We start from the raw sequence: 19,972 nt of genomic DNA on the forward strand, positions 1-19,972 counted from the left end.
GCAAAGCCGTCCAGCAGGCCTGGGCCCGCGTCTGGCTCAACGAACTGCGCGACCGCAAGATCCGGGTCAACGTCCTGACCCCCGGCCAGGTCGCCACCGCCAAACAGGAAGAACTGTTCGACGAGGCCACCAAGGCCGCATTCGAATCCCTGATCCCCCGCGGAAAGATGGGCCGCCCCGAAGAAATCGCCACCGTCGCCCTGTTCCTCGCCTCCGACGACTCCAGCTACGTCAACGGCCTGGAACTGGTCACCGACGGCGGCACCACCGCCATCTGACCACACACCGGAATACCGCGGGTACCCCCCCGCAACAACCCAGTCGCCACAAGGAACTGATCTCGAACGTGGACATCCGCAACACGCCGAAATGTTGCGCGGGCGCCCGAATTCGCGTGCTATCGATGATTCTTGGACACCGGTCGGTGTCTACTGGTGAAGCAGTGTCATTCGTGAAGCAAAGCTCTGGAGGAAATTCGTGATCGACCTATCGCCGGCCTGCCAACGCATGATCGATGTGCTGACTGGCATCACCGATGACCAACTGGGCGGCGCCACCCCGTGCGACGACTTCACCGTCGCCGATCGAATAACGATCATGGGATGCCCTCGTCCCGTGTCCATGGCCTGACTCTCTTTTTTGGAATAGCGGCAGGTTCACGAACCCAACCTACCGGCGGAAGATGAGCCGGAGGTGTCGGGAAAGGTGCGGCAGCTGGCCCGGTACGTCGCGGCCGACGCGCTGGGCCCGACCGGCACGAACGAGACACAGCAAAACCTCGAGAACAGGAAGAGAGCACACCTCATGGGCAACATCACCATCATCGGTACGGGGAACATGGCCCGTACCATCGGCACGCTGGCGGTAGCGGGCGGCAACACCGTCGAGGTCATGGGCCGCGATCAGTCCAAGGCCGATAACCTAGCCAAGGCTCTGGGCGGCGGCGCAACGACGGGCAGGTGGGGCGCCGTCCCGGCCGGGGACATCGTCATCACTGCCCTGTTGTACGACGCTGTCGTTCCGGTCGTCGTCGAGTACGGAGACGCCCTCTCGGACAAGGTCATCGTCGACATCAGCAACCCCTTCAACGCCACGTTCGACGGTCTGGCCCACAGCGAGGAGACCTCGATCGCGCAGGAAGTCGCCAAGGTGGCCCCGGCCAGCGCCAGCGTGGTGAAGGCATTCAACACCATCTTCCGTAATGTCCTGGAAAAGGGGCGGCCCAACGTCTTCATCGCTGGCGACAATGCGCAGGCCAAGGCGGGCGTGGCGGCATTCATCGAGAGCCTCGGGCTGCGCCCGCTGGACGTCGGCGGCCTGAAAATGGCGCACTGGCTGGAAGGAGTGGGCGTGGTCACGGTGGGCCTCGCCGGCAACGGGGTCGGCCACTGGGACTTCGCCCTCGGCGTCAACGAATTCACCGGCTGAGCCCCCGGGGCCGAGGAACCCGATTGGTCCCCGGGATGCTCCTACCGCTGTGATCGAAGTGCCCGCAACGCGGCCACCAGGCCGTGGTCCAACGCCAAGGTGCGGACGCTCGCCTCGGTCTTCGGCGGACACGCGACCACGGTCCTGGACCTGGTGTGATACCTGCAGCACTTTGGCGTCGACCGACCCGAGCGGCATGTGCTGGGGCTGGCTCCAGTGGGCATGCGACGGGGGAGGCGCTACCCTTCACTATGGATTGGACTTGATTGCCACAGTGCTTTACGGGATTTACAGCGCAGCTACTATGGTGTGAGCGGAGTGAATTGGTTCGGCAATCTATTTGGGCCCGCTGGTTGGGGAATAGGTCGTATTCTCAATCTTCCATTTGATATTCTTCAGCTGGCAGGTTGGCTCAAGGACCCCAAGGTCTATCTGCCGGGCTGTCATGATGGGAAGCTCGACTTTGTCTGGTAGGATCTGGCGGAGTTTGGGGTGACGTGTGGGCGGCGTTGGCAAATCTCGCTTCAATGAATGTGTGATACTAGGAGAAATACTTGCGGTCCAGGCTTGTGGTCAGCGCGATTCTGGTGCTTCTGTGTACTGCCATCACGTGTTCTTGTAGCGCGATTCGGAACTCTCGTTATCAGGATGGCGCAACGACTCAGATCCGCAACGATTCGCATGTTCCTGTCGTTCTCTCGCTGTGTGCAGACGATCACTGCCACGAGCAAGTTCCTGAAGTGCGTATCAACTTCGCTCCAGGTTATTCAACTGCAGTAAACGTATCCTTCGATGCCTCAGAAACATTTTTAGTTCGCACGGCGGGTTCAGCGCGTTGTTTGGCGGTTGCTGAGCATCTGTCCAATGTGCACCCGACCGTGTTGGTCTCGCAGTCGACGGACTGCGGTTAGGTCACCGCGCACGACCTGGTCGAGTCGGTTGCAGAATTTTGCTATCGGTGCTGGCGTGGTCCTTCAGGCTGAAACTCGAATTTCGTTGATCGGGCCGGTTCTTCTGTGCGCCCCCGAGTGTGCGGCAACGATGTTCGCCGAGCAGATCGATGGCCTGTCTGCTCGGTATCGCCGCCGCACGGTTGTGCTGCCGGCCATGCTGGAACAGGCACGGCGGGCCTTGGCGGGCCTTGGCGGGCCGGGCAGGCGCGCGACTGGCCGCGAAACTGGGAATCCGGGTCCACGGGAGCACCCTGTTGCGCCTGGTCCGCTCGTCGCCTGAACCTGGATTTTGTCGGTCGTGAGGTATCCGGAGAGTTCCAAGCCGGTGATGCCGTGGTGTGCGGACCAGCGGTGTCTGTTCCGGGCTGCGGGCACAGGGAAGAGCGTCGCCCCCACTGTCTATCGGGGGGACGACGCCCGGACCGCAGACGTGATCGGGTTACCAAGCGTGCACAGTGCGCCCTGCGAAATGGCCTCGGCGTCGGCACCCGCGGATCGGATGCGGAGGCAGGCCAACGGCGCACAGCCTTATCGCGGCGTACTCCGCGTGGGTGCCCGGTGCTGCTTCTGCTGGAACTCCGGCTGGGAGCCCGGACCTTATCTCCTGGTCCTGCCTTGGCCTGTCGATGCTCCTGCTCATAGGTCTACGCCGCGACACGCCGCGGCACAAGGGCAGTCGACCATCAGATGCTGCACCGTAGCGCGGTGAGCATGGACTCCCGTCATCGTTGAGGTCGCAAACGGCATCATGTCGCGCAGCGACCGTGTGTTGGTCCATGGCCGCCGCGGACTCGCCTTGTTTCGCCGAGGCACTTGCACCGCTGTATTCCACGCACCGCGACGGCATCGAAGGCTGCGCGGCCCAGATCTCCGGGCAAGACCGAGGACGTTCCCGGAACCGAACAGGAAAGTCAGACCTACTCTTCGCAGCGCTCACACCGAAACGCTGTCCAGTGCGAGTGTCGGCGTGTGGCGAAGCTGAGGTTCTGGCGCATCTCCAGCCGGATGTGGCAGCGGGCACCTAGCCGGTGCCGATTGGTGGTACGCCGTGGACAGGCATGCGCTGGCCAACCGTCGGCTCTGAAGATCGCCCGTGAGGGCAGGACGCAGCGAACGCTGGGATTTAGCGTTGCGGGGACTGGTAGTTCCTCCCCACCTCCAGGAGAACCACGCATGCCGAACTGGACACGACTCCGCCCTGCCCTCGCGCTGGCGTTACTCGGACTGCTGACCATCGCCCCCGCGACTCCGGCCGCGGCCAAGCCGCTGGAGCAGCACTGCAACTCCGACATCACCACCGGCAAGGTCGCCTGCTACCCGAGTTTCGCCGCGGAGATCGACGCGCTCAGCGGCGGCCGCGTCGCCGACGTCACTGATGCTCACACACTGACCCAGGCCCAGGTCGGCCGCATCGCGGCGGCCTCCCCGTTCATCCTCGGGGTGCTCTACGCCGACATCAACTACGGAGGCGGGACCTGGACCTTCACCTCCACCGCCGGCTGTGGGACGAACCATTTCCGGTACTTCGGCAGCGCCGAACTGAGAGGCACCTTTATCGACAACCAGACCACGTCGTTCAAAGGGTTCTCGAACTGCTCCCTGAAGATGTTCGAGGACGACACCCTGCTCATCGTCCAGTACCCCAACCTCGATCCGTCCGGCAGCTGCATGGTGTCGGCCTGCATGGGGCCGATTGGGTCGACGTCCGCGCTCACCGCGCTCAACGACCAGGTCTCCTACGTCGAGATCTACGGTCTGTGACTATCGTGATCGGCTGGTCGACGCGGTGCGCACGCTCTCGTAAATGACAGGCTGGGTCACTGCGGGTCGGGCTCGGTCGGAAGTGCGCTGACCCCTCGGACGGCGGCGATCACCGCGGCGATGCGGGGGGAGAGGTGTTCACCGTCGCGAACGATCACCACGTTGTGTCGCAAGGTGTCGAGCCCGTCGATCGGTAGCCGGACGAGCTTGGCCTCGGCGCCGGCGGGCGTCAGCTCCGGCGCGATTGTGACGCCCCAGCCGACCCCGACCAGCCCGATGGCGGTGCCGATGTCGTTCACGGTCGCTGTCACCCTTGGCTCGAAACCTGCCGTGATGCACAGACTCAGTGTGAGCTGGCCGAGTGTGCTATTCGGACACACGACCCATGACTCGTCGTGCAACTGCGCCATCGTGCAGCTGCGACGGTTCGCCAGCGGGTGGTCCGCTGGGACGCAGAGGCGCAGGGGATCGTGTCCGAGAACCCACTCGCGCAACCCCGGCGCGGTCCGGGGGTGCGCCGCGCCGTACCGGGACACGATCACCATGTCGAGTTGATCGCGGCGCACCGCGTCGGCGCCTGCCTCATCGGTGGTGGCGGCCAGTCTGATCTCCATTTCGGAGAATCGGTGACGGACCTCGGTCAGCGCGCGGCTCATGATGCGGGGGCCCTCGTGAAACGGCACGCCGACGCGCAACAGGCCGGTGAACCCCTCGGACTCAGTGGCCAGTGACGCCTCGGCGGAACGCAACTCGACGAGGATACGTTCGGCGTGTTCGACGAGGTTGTGTCCGGCGGGAGTCAGCGTGATGTGGTTCCCGGTGCGATCGACGAGCGCCGTACCCGTATCGCTTTCCAGTGCCGTGAGCTGCTGCGAGACCGCCGAACGGGTGTATTGCAGCACTCGCCCGGCCGCGGCGATGGATCCCTCGGCCGCTATCGCGCGCAACGTGATCAGCTTGCGAACATCGAGCATGTGTCAATTCCTCTAACGCTCGGGGTCATCGATCGTAACGTCAGTTTACTTGCTCCGGCCGCTCGGCGTGTCTGTACTTGTCACAGCGCGCGACCCGTTTCGGGGACCACGCCGAGTACACCGACAACGAGGTCGCCGAGGAGTTGCGCGATGAGTGACCACCGCTTGCCCCCGCACACACCCCTTCGAACGAGGTCCACCGGCCAGTCCGCCCACTTCCGCAGGAGTCGCGGCCTGGCCCGCGCGATCGCTATCGTGGCCGCGACGGCGACGACGCTCGCCGGCTGCTCCGCGACGGCGACGTCAGGCGGGTCGGGGTCCGGACCGCTCACGATCGGCATGTCATTGCCGCTCACCGGCGCGGCGGCCGACGTGGCGAAGTCCGGCTACCAGGGCTACAAACTGTGGGCGTCGCAGGTCAACGCCGCCGGCGGGCTGCTGGGCCGCAGTGTCCACCTCGACGTCCTCGACAACGGCTTCGATCCGAACCAGACGGGCACCGACTACACGCGCCTGATCAGCCAGAACAAGGACGACCTCCTCCTCGGCACGTTCTCGTCGCTGCTGAACGCGCCGGCCTCGGCGATCGCCGCGCGACAGCAGATGCTCTACGTCGAACCGTCCGGCGGTGCGGCCTCCCTGTTCACCCGGGGCTTCACGAACCTGTTCTTCGCACAACCGGGGACGACGGCGAGCCTGCCCGATCTGTTCGTCCAGTGGTTCGGTTCGTTGCCCGCGGACCAACGTCCGAAGACCGCCGCCTACCTCACCCAGGACGACCCGAGCGCGAGTCCCGCGATCGCGGTCTTCAAGACCAAGCTCCTGGCGCTCGGCGTCACCCAGGTCTACGACCAGACCTACGACCCGAGCACCTCGAACTTCGACTCCATCGCGGCCGGTGTCGCGCACGCCCAGCCGGACATGGTCATCCAGGGCGCGGTGAGCAACGACGGCGCGCCTTTCGTCCGGTCGCTGGAAAAGCTGAACTTCAGCCCGAAGATCCTCTTCCAGACCCGCGCGCCCGCCGACGACACCTACCCGGGCGCGATCGGTGCGAAGAACACCGAAGGCGTGTTCACCGCGGAGGCATGGAGCCCGAAGTCGACCTATACGGGCAATGCCGCTTTCGTCTCCGCGTACACGGGGATGTTCGGCAGCCCGCCCGACGAGGACGCGGCCAACTCCTACACCGCGGCGCAGGTGCTCGCCGCGGCCGTCAAGGCGGTGGGGCGGATCGACCAGAAGGCGCTCGCGGACTGGCTGCACACCCACACCGTCGACACCATCGTCGGGCCGTTGAAATGGGACTCCACCGGCGATCCGATCGGCACCGCGCTGCTCGCGCAATGGCAACAGGGCACGCTGCAGGTCGTCGCGCCGAAGTCGGCCGCAACCAGCACCACGGTCGTCTACCCGAAGCCGGGCTGGTCCAACTGATGAGCGAACTCGTTCAGACGCTCATCTTCGGGATCCTCATCGGCGGCGTCTACGCGCTGATGGCGACCGGGCTCACGCTCACCTTCGGCGTCATGAAGATCGTCAACATGGCGCAGGGCGCTTTCCTGATGGTGTCCACCTACCTGTGTTACGCCCTGTGGCAGCACTTCGGCCTCGACCCCATCCTCGCCGCGTTCCTGGTGATGTTCCCGATGGCCGCACTCGGGCTGGTGGTCTACAAACTCGTCATCGAGCGGCTGGAACGCATCGACCCCGGCCTGACCATCGTGGCCACGTTCGCGCTCGCGCTGATCACCGAGGCGTTCCTGGCGCTGCTGTGGGGACCCAACCAGCGGACGACCACCCCGGCGTACTTCAACCAGGCGATCCACCTGGGCACGCTGGTGGTCCCGCGCGCGCAGTTCTACGCGTGCTTGCTCGCGATCGCGATCACGGTGGTGCTGCAGGTCGCGATCAAACGGACCTGGCTGGGCCGCGCGATCACGGCCGCGTCGGAGAACCCAGAAGGCGCCCGGTTGATCGGGGTCGAACCCGCGCGGGTCGGGGCGTGGATCTTCGCCATCGCCACCGGATCGACCGCGTTCGGCGGCGCCGCGCTGAGCTTCCTCTACCAGTTCACCCCGGACACGCAAGACTTCTGGCTCGGACTGACCTTGAGCGTGGTGATCGTCGGCGGGCTGGGCAGCGTGCCTGGAGCGTTCGCCGCCGGGATGCTCCTCGGCCTCGCCGAGTCGCTGACCACGACGTACGTCTCGGTGCGCTGGGCGACCGCGGTCCCCACGGTGCTGATCCTGGTCGTACTGACCATCCGGCCGCAGGGGCTGTTCACCCGCGCGACACGACAGGACGCCGCCTCATGACTTCTCCTGTTCGGCTTCGCCACGCGTGGATCCCGGTCGCACTCGCCGCGCTGCTCGGGTTTCCCTTGGTATCGGGCGACATCTACTATCAGAACCTGCTGATCATGACGTTCCTGCTGGCCATCGGCGCGAGCGGCTGGAACATCATGGGCGGGTACGCGGGGTACCTGTCGCTGGGCAACAGCGCCTTCATCGGACTGGGTGCCTACACCACGGGCATCCTGGCCGCCAAAGCCGACGTCTCGCCGTTTCTGGGCTGCCTCGTCGGCGGCCTGACCTGTGCCATCGGCGCCGCACTGCTCAGCCTGGTCACGCGGCGCACCCGGGGCATGTACTTCGTGATCGTGACCTTCGCGACGATGCAGCTGCTCGGCGTGGTGGCCACGACCTGGTCCGGGCTGACTGGCGGTAGCCAGGGCCTGGCGTTGCCGCTGCCGATGTGGAGTCTGTCCTATCAGGACTGGCCGTTCTACTATCCGATGCTCGGCCTGCTCGTGGTGACTGTCGCCGTGTCGGCGTGGGTGCGGCGCAGCAAGCTGGGCCTCGGCCTGTTCGCGATCCGGGACGACGAGGACAAGGCCGCGGGGCTCGGGCTGCGGACCGCGGTGTACAAGATGATCGCCTTCGTACTCGGCGGGACCTTTGTCGGTATCGCGGGTGGTATCTACGCCTACTACGTGACGTTCCTGAATACGGCGGCCGTTTTCGACATCGTCACGAGCGTGCTCATCGTCCTCGCGGTGCTGCTTGGCGGCAGGGGCACCCTGTGGGGGCCTGTCCTCGGCGCGTTCATCGTCGCGCCGATCAGCAACTTCACCAGCACCGGCCTCGGCGGAGCCGACGCGGGCGCCATCCGGCTGCTGCTGTTCGGCGGTTTGCTCGGAGCCGTGGCCATCTTCCTGCCCCGTGGCGTCCTGCCGGTCATCGAGTCCTGGTTCCGCCGCCTGTTCGCGCGCGGCGTGGGGCACGCCCCGCCACACGCGCACCGTTCGCGGGTGGGCAGCGGCCCAGCGGTCGACCGCGGCGCCGACGCGTCGGAAGTGCTGGTGGTGCGCGGTCTGCGCAAATCGTTCGGCGGCCTCCGCGCGGTCGACGGTGTCGACCTGGACCTGGCGGGGGCACAGATCACCGGGCTCATCGGCCCCAACGGTTCGGGCAAGACGACGCTGTTCAATGTCATCGACGGAACCGTCCCCAGCCGGGACGGCACCATCACCGTCGGCGGTCGCCGGCTCGAACGGACGGGACGCCCCGGGCGCGCTCACGCCGGGCTCGCCCGTACCTACCAACTCCCCAGGCTGTTCGACGGGCTCACCGTGGTCGAGAACCTCGTCGTTCCCGAACGAAGGTTCGCCTTCGGCAGGCTGTGGACCAAGCGGGTCACCGCGGCCGAACGCGAACGGGCGCTGGCCGTCCTCGACGACCTCGGGCTCGCCGGTTACGCGGACGACAGTCCGGCCGGGCTGAGCTACGGACAGCGGAAACTGGTCGAGCTGGCCCAGGTCCTGTGGCTCGATCCGGTGCTGGTCATGCTGGACGAGCCCGCCGCGGGCATCAGCCCGGCCCTGTCCGCGCGGCTCGCGGACACGGTCCGGTCCCTGCGGCGGCGCGGGGTCGGCGTCCTGCTGGTCGAACACGACCTGGCGTTCATCGCCGGTCTCTGCGAACAGGTCTACGTCATGTCTCGCGGCGCCATCATCGCGCACGGCTCCGTCGCCGACGTCAGCGCGGAGCAAGCCGTTGTCGACGCCTATCTCGGCGACACACCCGTACCGGTACCAGCGGAGGGCCTCGCATGATCCACATCGAAGGACTGTGGGCAGGCTACGGCGGCCTGGACATCCTCCGCGGCGTCGACCTGCGTGTGGAGCGAGGCTCGGTCAACTGCATCGTCGGACCCAACGGGGCGGGCAAGTCGACCGTGCTGAAGACGATCAGCGGGCTGCTACGGCCTCGACGCGGATCGATCGTCATCGACGGCGCCGACCTCGGCGGCACCCCGCCGGCGACGGTCCTGCACGCCGGCGTGGTCCAGGTCCCGCAGAAGAACGCGCTGTTCGCGAAGCTGACCGTGCGGGACAACGTGTTGATGGGCGGTTACATCCACCGCCGTCGGAGTAAGGACCTCGAGCGGCGGTACGGGCAGTTGGCGGAACAGTTCCCGCTCCTGGGCGAGCGCCCGGACGCCCCGGCCGGTTCCCTGTCCGGCGGCCAGCGGCGCACGGTGGAATTCGCCCGCGCGTTGATGCTCGAGCCGAAGGTGGTGCTGCTGGACGAACCCACGCTAGGCCTCGACCCGCTGAGCCTCGGGATCGTCCGCGACAGCGTGCTTGCCCTGCACGCCGGCGGTGTCACCGTGCTGATGGTCGAACAGAACGTGCGGTTCGGGCTGGCGCTGGCCGACCGGGCCACCGTGATGAGCGCGGGCCGGGTCGTGCTCACCGGCACTGCCGCGGAGATCCGGGACAAGCCGGACCTGATGGACGTGTTCTTCGGCGCCGCGCGGCCCGGCGAGCGCGCCGTCCCCGAGCGAACCCCCTAGCCGGAATACCGGTTCACCGAACAGCCGTCCCCACTGGACTGAGGAGCACCCCGTGACCATTCGTGAAAGCCCGGAACTCGTCCGGCTGTTCACCACCTACACCGCCGATCCCGACAGCATCGGCCGGCACCTGACCCGGGCTGTCACCGCCCGTGGTCGCAACGACCCGCTGCTCGTCGCCACCGGCGCCGACATCGCGTTGTATCCCGGCGGCGGCAAACCACCGGTGGTCGAAGGGTTCCGAATCTCGACGAAGGGGTTCAAAGAGCTGAGCGGTATCTCCCACCTCGGTCCCGCGGTGGCCAGCCTGGTCAATCTCCGCGCGTTGCTCGGCGACGGCTCCTGGCGAGCCCACGCCGAGCGTCTGCTGGCCGAGGTCAAGAACACCCGCGCCGCGAACGGAGTCGAGCTCTGGCGGGACACCCTCGCGGTCGAGGCCTACCGGGGGCGCGAACAGGAGATTGCCGACCTGGTCGACTACTCCTGCGCGGTGACCGCCCGCTACCTCACCGCGGCGCTTGCCGACGAGGACTACCTCACCCCCGAGACACTCCGGTCCGACTTTCTCGCGGGCGGGGGTGATGTCGACCTTCCCGTGCCCGTGAACGACATGATGGTCGCGACGTTCTTCCTCGCCGGCCTGGACATCGGCTTCCGCATCACCCGCTGGCTGAGCGCCCAGGACATCGACTGGGAACGGGCCATGGTCGTCATCGCCGGCCAGCAGGGGCGTCCGACGGCCGGGGTCACCTGGAACACCAGCAGCGTGGCGACCTCGATCCTCGGTGCCTCGGGCGGTCGCCTTCCGCTGGAACGGATGTACCTCGCCCCGCACGCCCCGACCTTCCCCACTCCGGTCGACGGCGACCTCACCGGGGTGATCGCGCTGGAGGAGCGGTTGCGCGGCATCTGGTGTGGCACCAGGGCCACCGTCGAGCTCGGCGCGGTGATGTTCGACGGCTATCCGCGGTACACCCCGGCGGGGGTGCGCTTCCCCGATGTCAGCGATACCACCGTCACCGAGGTCAGTGAAATGCCCGTCATCCACTCGGCCGAGGACATGCGCGCCATGGTCACCAGGCTGCGAGTCGTCCTCGAAGACCCGCGGCAACTGCTGTCCGGCTGCGTCACCGACTTCGCCGTCGCGTCACTTGCGGCGGTCGGCAACGACCCGACCCGGGTGGTGGTGCCCGGGCTCACCGGCGTCCACTACCCGACCGACCTGTAGTGGGGACAAGATGGGGAATCCGTTCCTCGACCGCCTGCGCGCGCCCGACCGGCCACGACGCCGCCATGGTCGATCTGGAGCACAGCGCCATGTCGACCGATGTGGCCGCCACGCTGTGTGCCGCGGCAATGCCTGGAACTTATTAAGGGTGTCCGGCGGTTGGTCGGTTGAGGTGGTGGGTTCGGCATTACTGCAGCAAGGACCGGGGCGAGTTTGTGCACGCGCGGGGGTCTCCGAGGGCCTGTCGCGTCATGTCGGGTGACTGGCGGGGCTGATGTGGCTGATGTGCCTGGTGTGACGTGTCGTGAAGGCCACCTTCATGGCGTAAGGCGTACTCAACTAGGCCTTGACGACGTCTCTTCCCTGCCGAAAGTGCCTTCGAGTGCTGCTCTGGACCACCCCGACCCCCCTTAAGTTCCCAGGAATTGGTGCGCCGCGGCGGACAGCAGACGCTAAGGGGCCGGTGGGTGCTCGGCCAGTCGTGCGCGGAGGACGTCGGCGTCGGGGTGGTGCAGGTCGTCGAGGATGGCCAGGGCTCGCTGCCAGGAGTCGTTCGCGGCTGGGAAGTCACCCGCGGCCTGGTGGGTGTCGCCGAGGCGGGCGAGCGTGTCGGCCTGGGGATGGCGAGCACCCAGCTTCTGGAACAGCTCCAGGGCATTGCGGTAGCAGTCCTCGGCTTGCTGGTAGGCGCCGAGGTTGTGATGGGCGTAGCCGAGGCTGTCCCAAGTGTCCGCCTCGCCGTGCGTGTTGCCGACCGCTTGGTGCAGTTCGAGCGCTTGGGCGCAGTAGCGCAGCGCTTCGGTGTGTTGGCCCAGTTGGGTCTGCATCCAGCCGATCGCGTTCAGTGCTTCCGCCTGGCCCACCCGGTGCCCGGCCGCGTGGAACAACGCGTAGGCGGCTTTGCTCTGTTCCAGTGCCTCCGGGCGGGCGCCCTGCGCGTTGGACACGATGCCGAGGTTGGTGTAGCTGCGTGCCTGGCCGATCAGGTCGCCGAGCCGCTCGTCCAGCTCGAGCGCGAGCTGCAGGGTGGCCTGCGCGTCCGGATAACGACCGAGCCGGATGTACGCCCGGCCCAGTTCACGCAGGGACCATGCCTGGCCGTGCGGTTCACCCGCGCGTTCGGCTGCGGCGATCGCGGCGAGCTGGGTGGTGACCATTTGTGTCCAGTGCCCGGCCCGGATGCAGAAAGTTGCCACGCTCCAGGCGAGTTGCCAGGCGTGGGTGTCGAGGCCGGCGTCGGCGGCGCGGTCGATGGCGGCCGGGAACACCGGGCGCTCGGCCGTGAACCACTGCCGCGCCTGTTCGTCATCGGTGAGTTCGTCGATGGAGGCCCCGGGCTGGGGTCCGGCCAGTGACAGTCGGTCGTTGGTCGGGGTGAGCAGCAGCGTCGCGGCGTGCGCGGTGTGCAGGTAGTGATCGAGCATGCGGTGCAGCGCGGCGTGGCGCGCCTGCTCGGTCTCTTCACTGTGTGCCCGGTCTACCGAGTAGGCCCGCAGCAGGTCATGGTAGTTGAATCGGCCGGTGCTGGGTTCGGTGAGCAACTGCGCTTTGATCAGCTCGGACAGGGCCGCGCGGGCCGGACCGGGTGGGCTTCCGGCGAGGCTGGCGGCGGCGGACACCGAGATGACCGGGCCTGGGTGCAGGCTCAGCAGCCGGAACATGCGTGCTGCCGCGGCACTTAGCGTCTGGTAGGACCAGGAGAACACGGCACTGACGTTGACGCTGGTGTCACCGATGTCCAGGCCGTGCAGCCGATCGCGGACATCGCGTAGCTGTGTGGCCAGCTCGGTCAGCGACAGGGCAGGGGTGAGGGTGGCTCGTGCGGCGACGATACTCAGCGCCAGCGGCAGGTGTACGCACAACTCGATCAGGTCGCTGACGGCGTGCGGTTCGACGGCCAGTTGTTCCGGGCCCAGCCTGCTCGCCAGCAGGTCATGAGCTTCGGCGGTGGTCATCAGGTCCAGGGGGACGGCGCGCGCCCCCTCGTTGACGATCAGGCCGCCGAGGTGGTCACGGCTGGTGATGACGGTCAGGCACTGGGCCGAGCCCGGCAGCAGGGGCCGGACCTGGCTGGAGTCGCGGGCATTGTCCAGCACGACGAGTATCTGCCGGTCGGCCAGCTCGGATCGGTACAACGCCGCCTGCTCGGCCAGGCCGGCCGGTATCCGTTGGGCCGGTACTCCGAGCGCGTCGAGGAAACCGCGGATCGCCTCGGCGGGCTGGACAGGCTCACCGCTGGGGTCGAAACCTCGGAGGTTCACATACAGCTGCCCATCGGGAAATCGATCCGCGACCTGGTGCGACCAGTGCACTGCGAGAGCGGTCTTGCCGACGCCCGCGGTGCCGTTGATCACCACGGTGTCGTTCCGGTCCAGCAGGCCGGTGAGTTCTTTGAGCTGGAATGCCCGGCCGGTGAAGCCCGCCACCGCGCGGGGCAGCTGCCGCGGTACCGCGGCGCTCGACTGTGTGGCCGGCTGCGGGACCGGTTCTGGGGGCGGGATCAGTGCGACCGGGATGGCATCTTCGCGCGCCGCCGCGAGCAACTGTTCCCGGCGGCCCGGATCGAGTCCGAGGGCCTCGGCGAGCATGCTCACCGAGGAGAGCCGCGGCTGTCGCCGCCCCGCCTCCAGCACGCTGATCGAGTGGGCCGACACCCCTGACCGGCCGGCCAGTTCGTCCTGTGTCCAGCCGACCGAGAGCCGACAGTCGCGCAGAAGTTCCCCAAAGGCATTGCTGCCCATTCGCCCCCCTGGAAACGGTCGGCTGCCGAAACGGCACAGCCGGTCTGACCATTATCGGTCAGCCGGCTGTGCGGGTTCAACCGCCTTCTGGCCCAGTGGGGGCCGGGCGTGGTTCAGGGGGTGTCCTAGAGGTGGAGCATCCACTGGAAGTCGGCCTGGGCGCTGCTCACGTGGACGTGTGAGCGAGTGCCGTAGGCGAGCGGGTTGTTCCAGTTGTATTCTTCGACGTCGAACGAGCCGTCGGAGTAGACCGCGTTGACGTAGGCGACGTGGCCGACCTTGTGGACGTCGTTGACGGCGATGGCGCCGACGGTCGGGGTGGTGTTGACCGTGACGCCGACGCGGCGGGCGGCGTCGTCCCACGTGCCGGCGTTGCCCCAGGTGGTTCCGCCGTAGGAGTTGCTGAAGTTCGGGACGCCGAGCCTGCTGGCGATCCGGTATGCCGCGAAGGCGGTGCAGTTGTCCTGGGCGAAGCCGCGGGCGTTGCCGTCGTAGTCGTTGGTGGGGCTTTGTGAGCCGCCACCCCCGGTGAGGAACTGGTGGCCGGCGTTGTTGTTTTTCAGCGTGGCGTTGAGATTGCCCTTCGCGCCGGATGCGAAGTCCTGGCTCGCCCCGCTGTAGCCGCTGTTGAAGTAGACCCGCACGGTCTTCCCGGTGCGGTTCCACACCGATGCCGCGTTGTTCTTCACACACACGCCCTGGCCGGCGCCGGCGCTCTTGAAGTCGTAACAGGTCGGCTCGGTTGCTCCGAGGTCGCTGACCGAGCCGGTGAAGTCGGAGACCGAGCCGGCCTCGCCGCTGTTGTAGTAGTAGCAGAACTCTCCGCTGTCGCAGGCCCCGTCCCGGCCCGCGGCGAACGCGGGCGAGGCGGTGGCGGCCAGGACGGGGGCGACCAGGGCCAGTGTGGCCCCGGCGACGGTGAGCATCTTGCTTGCGTTTCTCACGGTTTCCCTTTTCGGTTAAGTGAAGTGTCAATGAGCGGAGGGTGGCGTCCGGGGCTTCTGGTCAGTGCGTGCGCTGGTAGGCCTCCCAGGTGACGATCGGGATCCGGGGCCCGTCGTCGGCGCCGTGGTTGGCGAGGCCGTTGAAGCCGAGGTAGTAGTCACCGGTCTGGTTCTGGGCCTGGGTGGACAGGTCGGTGTCGTTTATCGCCGCGGCGTGGATGTGCCACGGCCAGTTGCCCTGGGACGGGTTGCGGATCCAGGCGGCGAAGCCGACCTGGCGCAGTGCACGGGCGACGGCGGTGCGGGTGGCGGTGGACATGCTGTCGATGTTGATGTCCACGACGCCGCCACCGTCGTGGGTGCCGGCGGAGCTCGGGTCGCCGCCAGGGTTGTAGGAGCCCTGCGCCAGCACGAGGTGAAAGCCCAGCAGACGTTCGGTCTCGGTGAGCATCGCCTGGGTACGGTTGTTGACGGTGTACCCGTCACGCTGAACCTTCGCGCCCGGTCCGATCACGCGGGTGATGGTGAACCGGCCCTGCCCGAGCGCGGTCAACGAACTCGCGCCGGGCAGCCCGTTCGCGGCCAGACCGGTGTATCCGAGCGAGCGCTGGTAGGCCGCATACGCGGTGATGGTCGTGGTTCCGAAGTAGCCGTCGACCCAGCGGGCGTCCAGCAGACTGCGGGCCTGCAGTGCCTGCTCAACGGCCAGAACGGAGGCCTTGGCGCCCGGGGTCAGCGTGTTGTCGGCGCGCCGGGGATCGATCTGGGCGGCCAGGACGGTGGCCTCCATGTCAACGACGGGCAGCGCGGCAGAGGTCTGAGCCGGGGCCGACATCGGTCGTGGGGTTGCGGCTGAAGCCTGCGTCGCGCTCAACGCCAGGCAGCCCAGGACAGCGACGGTCGCGAGCAACCCCGTAAAGGCGCCCCGGGTCCTCATCATGGTCTTCATGCGGTGTTTCTTTCCGTTCGGTCGAAGATCTGGCCAGGGGTCAGCGGGTCAGCCACAGCGCTTGTCGGTTTTGCCGTCGGTCTCGTAAGAGCCGTAGAGCAGGGCGCCCTCGGCGTACGTGCACCTGCCACTGCCGGCGAAGCCGGGCGACCAGATCTCCGCCTGCCGGGTGTCGACGGCGCTATTGGCGACGGGGTTCGTCTCCACGCCGGAGGACTGAACCCAGATCTCGCCGATCGTCATGCTCCACGTTCCAGGGTGGCTGGTGCGGAAGGACTGCCACACGAAGGCGTACGCGAAGTTCTCGTGACAGCTCGGCGACCAGTACTGCTTGACGGACATGGCCGGTTGCTGGTGCTCGTCGTTCAGCACCTTGGTGCTGCCCACCTGGTACGCGTCGGAGCAGGACTTGATCGTGGACGCGGAGGCCGGTGCGGCCGCCACGATCATCGGGGTCACGGCGAGGGCGAGCGCGGTCAATGTGGCGGCGACGGACGGAATCGAACGCTGCATGGCTTCCTTCTGGTGGCGGGTGGGACAGGTGTCGGCGTGTTCTGTTCGGACGTGGCGGCTGCCCAGGCCAGGTCAGCAGCGGAGGTCGGTCAAGGCGATGGGGTCCCCGGGGTCGGGCCAGTCACCGGTGCCGTGCCATCCCAGGGCCTGGGTGCACTGCGACAGGGTGGAGGCGCCGAAAGACCAAATCTCGACGGTTTTGCTGCCGCCACAGTTCTCATCCTCGAGGGTGTGTCCGCCATTGGTGACGACGGACGTGCACGCCTGCCAGCTGCTGTGGGTGGAGCGGTAGCCGTCCCAGACGTACAGGTACGAGTAGTTCTTGCTGCAGCCCTTGTACTGCTTCACCGAGGCCATGGTCTGGCCGCCGACGGTGAGGTACGCGGTGCTGCCGATCTGGGTGACGCTGGAGCAGCCGGCCGGGGTGGAGGCCTGTGCGGTTCCGGCGACGCCTACGAGGACGGGCAGGGCGAGGGCCGCGACGGTGGCGATCTGAGCCATCTTGGCGATTTTGGACATGTGGCTACCTTCTTTCTGGGGGTTGGACGGTGTTCCCGGCTGCCGGTGGGGCACTCCGGGGTGGTTTTCGGGAGGTGTGCCACGGCCGGCTTTTTGCCGATGCACAGCAGACTTCTGCCGGCAAGCGGCGAGGGGTCCCTGTTCTCCCTGCCGTTGCACAACATCCTCTCCGCCCCGGGTCGGAATCGTCTATGACGGCAGCTTGACGTTCGCCTGGCGTTCGGATCGGGACCGGTACGGCACTGCTGCGGGACCGTGGTATTCACGGTGATGATGACCCGGAAAGCGGCAAGGTTCGTGGGAAATTTGCGCACTGGACAAGCCGGCTCCTCCCGAGTAGGTCTCGGCGGTCAGGCTGGTGGGGTGCGACGAATCGCCATTCGAGTTGTCGCGCACCACGGCGTGGCACTGGTTCAAGGGTTCGGGGTTCGAGTCCCCGATGGCGCAGGCAAAGGCCCAGGTCACCTGAGAAGGTGACCTGGGCCTTGGTGATTCCTGAGTTGGTTCTTCCGTCTCCTGACTATCCATTGTGGTCTCTGGCGAGCCCGAGAGGGTTGGGCGGCATCGCCTTCAGCTTGGATTCATCGCAGGGACCAGCCCGGGCTTTTCATGGGGTGTGATGTAAGTCTTGCCCTGAAATGCTCACGGATTTGGTCGCGGAGGGCAGGCTGCGTCCGAAGATCGGCTGGGCGAGCGATTGGACCGAGACACCCGCGGCGTTCGAGGCTCTGGCCGGGCGGAAGGTCCGCGGCAAGGCCGTGCTGACAGTCGGCGCGGTGACACCATGACGGCGGCCTGTTGCTGGACAACGGCGCAGCCCGAACGCGTAGATCGTCTTCATCAGGGCGGCTCCCGCGACGCTGGCAACGATCCTTTCTTGCCCCGCCCCCGAATCTGCGCCCACCCGATCATCAGCGGCGTCGAACAGCCCGTGCAACTCGTCGTAGGTCAACGCCCGCCGCGCCGGTTGCCCCTCGAACTCCGCCGCGCGCGTCACGGTGTTCCACTCGTGACAGAGCTGCGAGGAACCATCCCGAGCCGGGTCGTCTGTTGTCATGGTGGGGGGCGAGCCCCCCAACAGCGCGGTGATCCGCACCCCGGATCGACGTGGCATGGTCAGGGCTGCGTTTTGAGCAGGGAGCCGTCCGGGCTGAGGGGGAACCAGGCGGTGTCGATGCCTGTGCCGTTGACGTCGCCGGGCACGCTATCGCCGACGTAGTAGTACAGCGGCCAACCTTTGTAGGTCACCTGGGTGAGGCTGTCGCTTTCCTTGGCCTCACCGAGCAGGGACGCGGTCACGCCGTCGCCGGCGGCGGCCTTCCCTGCCATGACCGGCCACACCGCGACACAGTCCGCGTCGCACGCGGCCGGCTTGTCCTTGTCCTTGGTGAACGCGTAAAGCGTTCGCCCGGTCTGGTCGGCGAGTACCTGACCCACGGCCGTCTGGCTTACCTTCACCGTCGGAACGGTCGTCGTGGCCCCGTTCGTCGTGGCCTGCCCTGCGGTAGCGCCGCACGCGGCGAGCACAAGTCCCAGCAGTGGCAACGCAAACAGTGTGTGTCGAATACGCATGAGAACCTCGCTTTGTCGGTTTTCCGTCAGTGCTAGCGGTGACACGGCCGCCTCCGTGAACCGGTTCATGGAAGTGGCCTGCGTCACATGGCCGAACGGGGTGAACCGTCCCAGAGCGCGAGCCGTGTCGTTGGTGTCGGAAGGCGGCAGCTTCGAATGCGGCCGACCCGGCAAGCCAGGCGGGTACCTGGCGAAGTCAGATATCCAAGCCACGAAGGGGAATTCTCATGTCTATCTTGAAGTCTATTGTGGATGGTCGACGGTTTGCGGTGGCAGTGGCGCTCGGCGCTGCGAGCATCTTCGCCGCCGGGGTCGCGGCTCCCGCCTTGGCCTCGCCGATGACCGCCGACCCGATGCCCGGGATGGACCACGGCTCGATGGCGGGTATGCCGATGACCGGCGCCGCGGCGCCGTCGACCCCGGCGAAAGGCCCGGCGGTCTTCCTCACCGCCGAACTCTCCGGTGCGCAGGAGGTCCCGGTAGCCGGCGGCCCCGCTGTGGGCGCACCGAACGGCAAGGCGGATGCGCTGGTCGAGGTCAAGGGCGACCGCGTCACGTTCGCCTTTACCTGGCAGGGCATCTCCGCGCCGACGCTCGGTCACATCCACCAGGGCGCGCCTGGAGTGAACGGCCCGGTCAAGGTGCCCCTGTTCGGTACCGCGATGCCCGACACCGTCAGCGCGGCCGCCGGCCAGGTCACGGTGAGCGATCCGGCGCTCGCGACGACGCTGCGTACCGACCCGGCCGGGTTCTACGTCAACCTGCACACCAAGGAGTTCCCCGGCGGCGCGGTCCGCGGCCAGCTCAAGCCCTCGCACAAGCGCGGCAACGTGCTGTCGTTCATCCACGGCTCCGGTCTGCGGTCGCTCGACAGCGGCGGCCAGGAGGTTCCCGTCGCGAACGGTCCCAAGGTCGGCGATCCTGACGGCGCTGCTGCCGCGTTCGTCAACCCCCACGGCAGCACGGTCGGCTACTCATTCGCCTGGGTCAACATCGCCCCGCCCACTCTCGGGCACATCCACGAAGGACGCTTCGGCCAGAACGGCGCGGTCAAGGTCCCTCTGTTCGCCACGCCGATCCCGGCGAACATCTTCGCGATCTCCGGAGCCGCACAGCACGTCGACCCGGCACTGGTCACCCAGATCCGCCGCAACCCGCTCGGGTTCTACACCAACCTGCACACCACCGAGTTCCCCGGCGGCGCGGTCCGCGGCCAGCTCTTCTGACCCGTCGAAGAACCACCACAACGCCAATATCCTCTCAAGATCGCCAGAGCTGTCCGGTCGTCACGGTGCTGACGGCCGGACAGCTCTGCTTCGACCGGGCCCATGGTGAGCGACAACGAGAACTCGGCGAGCTGACGGTTGTCGATCGGCTCCAGCATGTACATCGCCCACGACACTAACGACATTCTTCGGTTGGATCCGTGGGTCCCCTGCGGCCGCCGGGGACCCACGGATACGACACAAGAGCCACTAACGAGATCACCCAGGTCCCGGGATTGCTCAACAGTGCGGATCTGACCGGTGT

At 67.0% G+C, this 19,972-nt stretch carries 19 protein-coding genes; 11 read left to right on the top strand and 8 right to left on the bottom strand.

Going from position 1 to position 19,972, the window contains the following annotated elements; all coding sequences use genetic code 11:
- From JWQ81_RS10990 to JWQ81_RS11005, 4 genes are all read left to right on the top strand, one after another.
- Nucleotides 1-278 (top strand): SDR family oxidoreductase (locus tag JWQ81_RS10990; RefSeq protein ID WP_297540279.1); only part of this gene is annotated, 278 nt, incomplete at its 5' end.
- A gap of 199 nt (nucleotides 279-477) precedes the next feature.
- Nucleotides 478-630: a hypothetical protein gene (locus JWQ81_RS10995; RefSeq protein ID WP_297540281.1), complete on the top strand. Its 153-nt coding sequence runs from the start codon at nucleotides 478-480 to the stop codon at nucleotides 628-630.
- 75 nt (nucleotides 631-705) lie between these two features.
- Entirely contained in the window at nucleotides 706-1,428 is a 723-nt protein-coding gene (locus JWQ81_RS11000; RefSeq protein WP_297540283.1) for an NAD(P)-binding domain-containing protein, read from the top strand.
- Nucleotides 1,429-3,554: 2,126 nt separating this feature from the next.
- A complete protein-coding gene (locus JWQ81_RS11005; protein ID WP_297540285.1) occupies nucleotides 3,555-4,142 on the top strand; it encodes a hypothetical protein in 588 nt (195 codons plus the stop codon).
- 56 nt (nucleotides 4,143-4,198) lie between these two features.
- On the opposite strand, the gene JWQ81_RS11010 is transcribed toward JWQ81_RS11005, so the two are convergent.
- Both JWQ81_RS11010 and JWQ81_RS11015 read right to left on the bottom strand, forming a co-directional pair.
- Entirely contained in the window at nucleotides 4,199-5,116 is a 918-nt protein-coding gene (locus JWQ81_RS11010) for a LysR family transcriptional regulator (RefSeq protein WP_297540287.1), read from the bottom strand.
- 80 nt (nucleotides 5,117-5,196) lie between these two features.
- Entirely contained in the window at nucleotides 5,197-5,448 is a 252-nt protein-coding gene (locus JWQ81_RS11015) for a hypothetical protein (protein ID WP_297540289.1), read from the bottom strand.
- 7 nt (nucleotides 5,449-5,455) lie between these two features.
- Here JWQ81_RS11015 and JWQ81_RS11020 point away from each other — a divergent pair, with 7 nt between their 5' ends.
- Genes JWQ81_RS11020 through JWQ81_RS11040 form a run of 5 tightly spaced genes read left to right on the top strand, consistent with a single transcriptional unit; the run spans nucleotide 5,456 to nucleotide 11,204 of the window.
- Nucleotides 5,456-6,553: an amino acid ABC transporter substrate-binding protein gene (locus JWQ81_RS11020; RefSeq protein WP_297540291.1), complete on the top strand. Its 1,098-nt coding sequence runs from the start codon at nucleotides 5,456-5,458 to the stop codon at nucleotides 6,551-6,553.
- Nucleotides 6,553-7,434, top strand: a complete 882-nt coding sequence (locus JWQ81_RS11025) for a branched-chain amino acid ABC transporter permease (RefSeq protein WP_297540293.1) — start codon at nucleotides 6,553-6,555, stop codon at nucleotides 7,432-7,434. The genes JWQ81_RS11020 and JWQ81_RS11025 overlap by 1 nt, the downstream gene beginning before the upstream one ends.
- Nucleotides 7,431-9,233 (top strand): branched-chain amino acid ABC transporter ATP-binding protein/permease, encoded by a 1,803-nt coding sequence (locus JWQ81_RS11030; RefSeq protein WP_297540295.1) that lies wholly within the window; start codon nucleotides 7,431-7,433, stop codon nucleotides 9,231-9,233. The genes JWQ81_RS11025 and JWQ81_RS11030 overlap by 4 nt, the downstream gene beginning before the upstream one ends.
- The gene (locus tag JWQ81_RS11035; RefSeq protein WP_297540297.1) at nucleotides 9,230-9,976 is read left to right on the top strand and encodes an ABC transporter ATP-binding protein; all 747 of its coding nucleotides are present in this window, start codon (nucleotides 9,230-9,232) and stop codon (nucleotides 9,974-9,976) included. Before JWQ81_RS11030 ends, JWQ81_RS11035 begins: the two co-directional genes overlap by 4 nt.
- A 52-nt stretch (nucleotides 9,977-10,028) precedes the next feature.
- A complete protein-coding gene (locus JWQ81_RS11040) occupies nucleotides 10,029-11,204 on the top strand; it encodes a DUF5624 domain-containing protein (RefSeq protein WP_297540300.1) in 1,176 nt (391 codons plus the stop codon).
- A gap of 452 nt (nucleotides 11,205-11,656) precedes the next feature.
- On the opposite strand, the gene JWQ81_RS11045 is transcribed toward JWQ81_RS11040, so the two are convergent.
- From JWQ81_RS11045 to JWQ81_RS11065, 5 genes are all read right to left on the bottom strand, one after another.
- Nucleotides 11,657-13,945 carry a tetratricopeptide repeat protein gene (locus tag JWQ81_RS11045; protein WP_297540303.1) on the bottom strand — a complete coding sequence of 763 codons (2,289 nt, stop codon included), beginning with the start codon at nucleotides 13,943-13,945 and terminating at the stop codon, nucleotides 11,657-11,659.
- A 125-nt stretch (nucleotides 13,946-14,070) separates the two neighbouring features.
- Complete coding sequence (locus JWQ81_RS11050; RefSeq protein ID WP_297540305.1) at nucleotides 14,071-14,889, bottom strand: CHAP domain-containing protein; 819 nt, start codon at nucleotides 14,887-14,889, stop codon at nucleotides 14,071-14,073.
- Nucleotides 14,890-14,950: 61 nt separating this feature from the next.
- Complete coding sequence (locus tag JWQ81_RS11055; protein ID WP_297540429.1) at nucleotides 14,951-15,724, bottom strand: peptidoglycan-binding protein; 774 nt, start codon at nucleotides 15,722-15,724, stop codon at nucleotides 14,951-14,953.
- Nucleotides 15,725-15,886: 162 nt separating this feature from the next.
- Nucleotides 15,887-16,351 carry a hypothetical protein gene (locus JWQ81_RS11060; protein WP_297540307.1) on the bottom strand — a complete coding sequence of 155 codons (465 nt, stop codon included), beginning with the start codon at nucleotides 16,349-16,351 and terminating at the stop codon, nucleotides 15,887-15,889.
- Nucleotides 16,352-16,423: 72 nt separating this feature from the next.
- Nucleotides 16,424-16,870: a hypothetical protein gene (locus tag JWQ81_RS11065; protein ID WP_297540309.1), complete on the bottom strand. Its 447-nt coding sequence runs from the start codon at nucleotides 16,868-16,870 to the stop codon at nucleotides 16,424-16,426.
- 638 nt (nucleotides 16,871-17,508) lie between these two features.
- Here JWQ81_RS11065 and JWQ81_RS44865 point away from each other — a divergent pair.
- Nucleotides 17,509-17,658, top strand: a complete 150-nt coding sequence (locus JWQ81_RS44865) for a zinc-binding dehydrogenase (protein ID WP_366942281.1) — start codon at nucleotides 17,509-17,511, stop codon at nucleotides 17,656-17,658.
- Nucleotides 17,659-17,986: 328 nt separating this feature from the next.
- Here the strand turns inward: JWQ81_RS44865 and JWQ81_RS11075 are convergent, their stop codons facing one another.
- Entirely contained in the window at nucleotides 17,987-18,328 is a 342-nt protein-coding gene (locus JWQ81_RS11075; protein WP_297540313.1) for a hypothetical protein, read from the bottom strand.
- Between the two features lie 341 nt (nucleotides 18,329-18,669).
- Between JWQ81_RS11075 and JWQ81_RS11080 the strand changes: the two genes are divergently transcribed.
- Complete coding sequence (locus tag JWQ81_RS11080; protein ID WP_297540315.1) at nucleotides 18,670-19,668, top strand: CHRD domain-containing protein; 999 nt, start codon at nucleotides 18,670-18,672, stop codon at nucleotides 19,666-19,668.
- Nucleotides 19,669-19,972: the final 304 nt, after the last annotated feature.

Origin of the sequence: Amycolatopsis sp., from assembly GCF_025464955.1 — a bacterium.
Taxonomy (GTDB): Bacteria; Actinomycetota; Actinomycetes; order Mycobacteriales; family Pseudonocardiaceae; genus Amycolatopsis.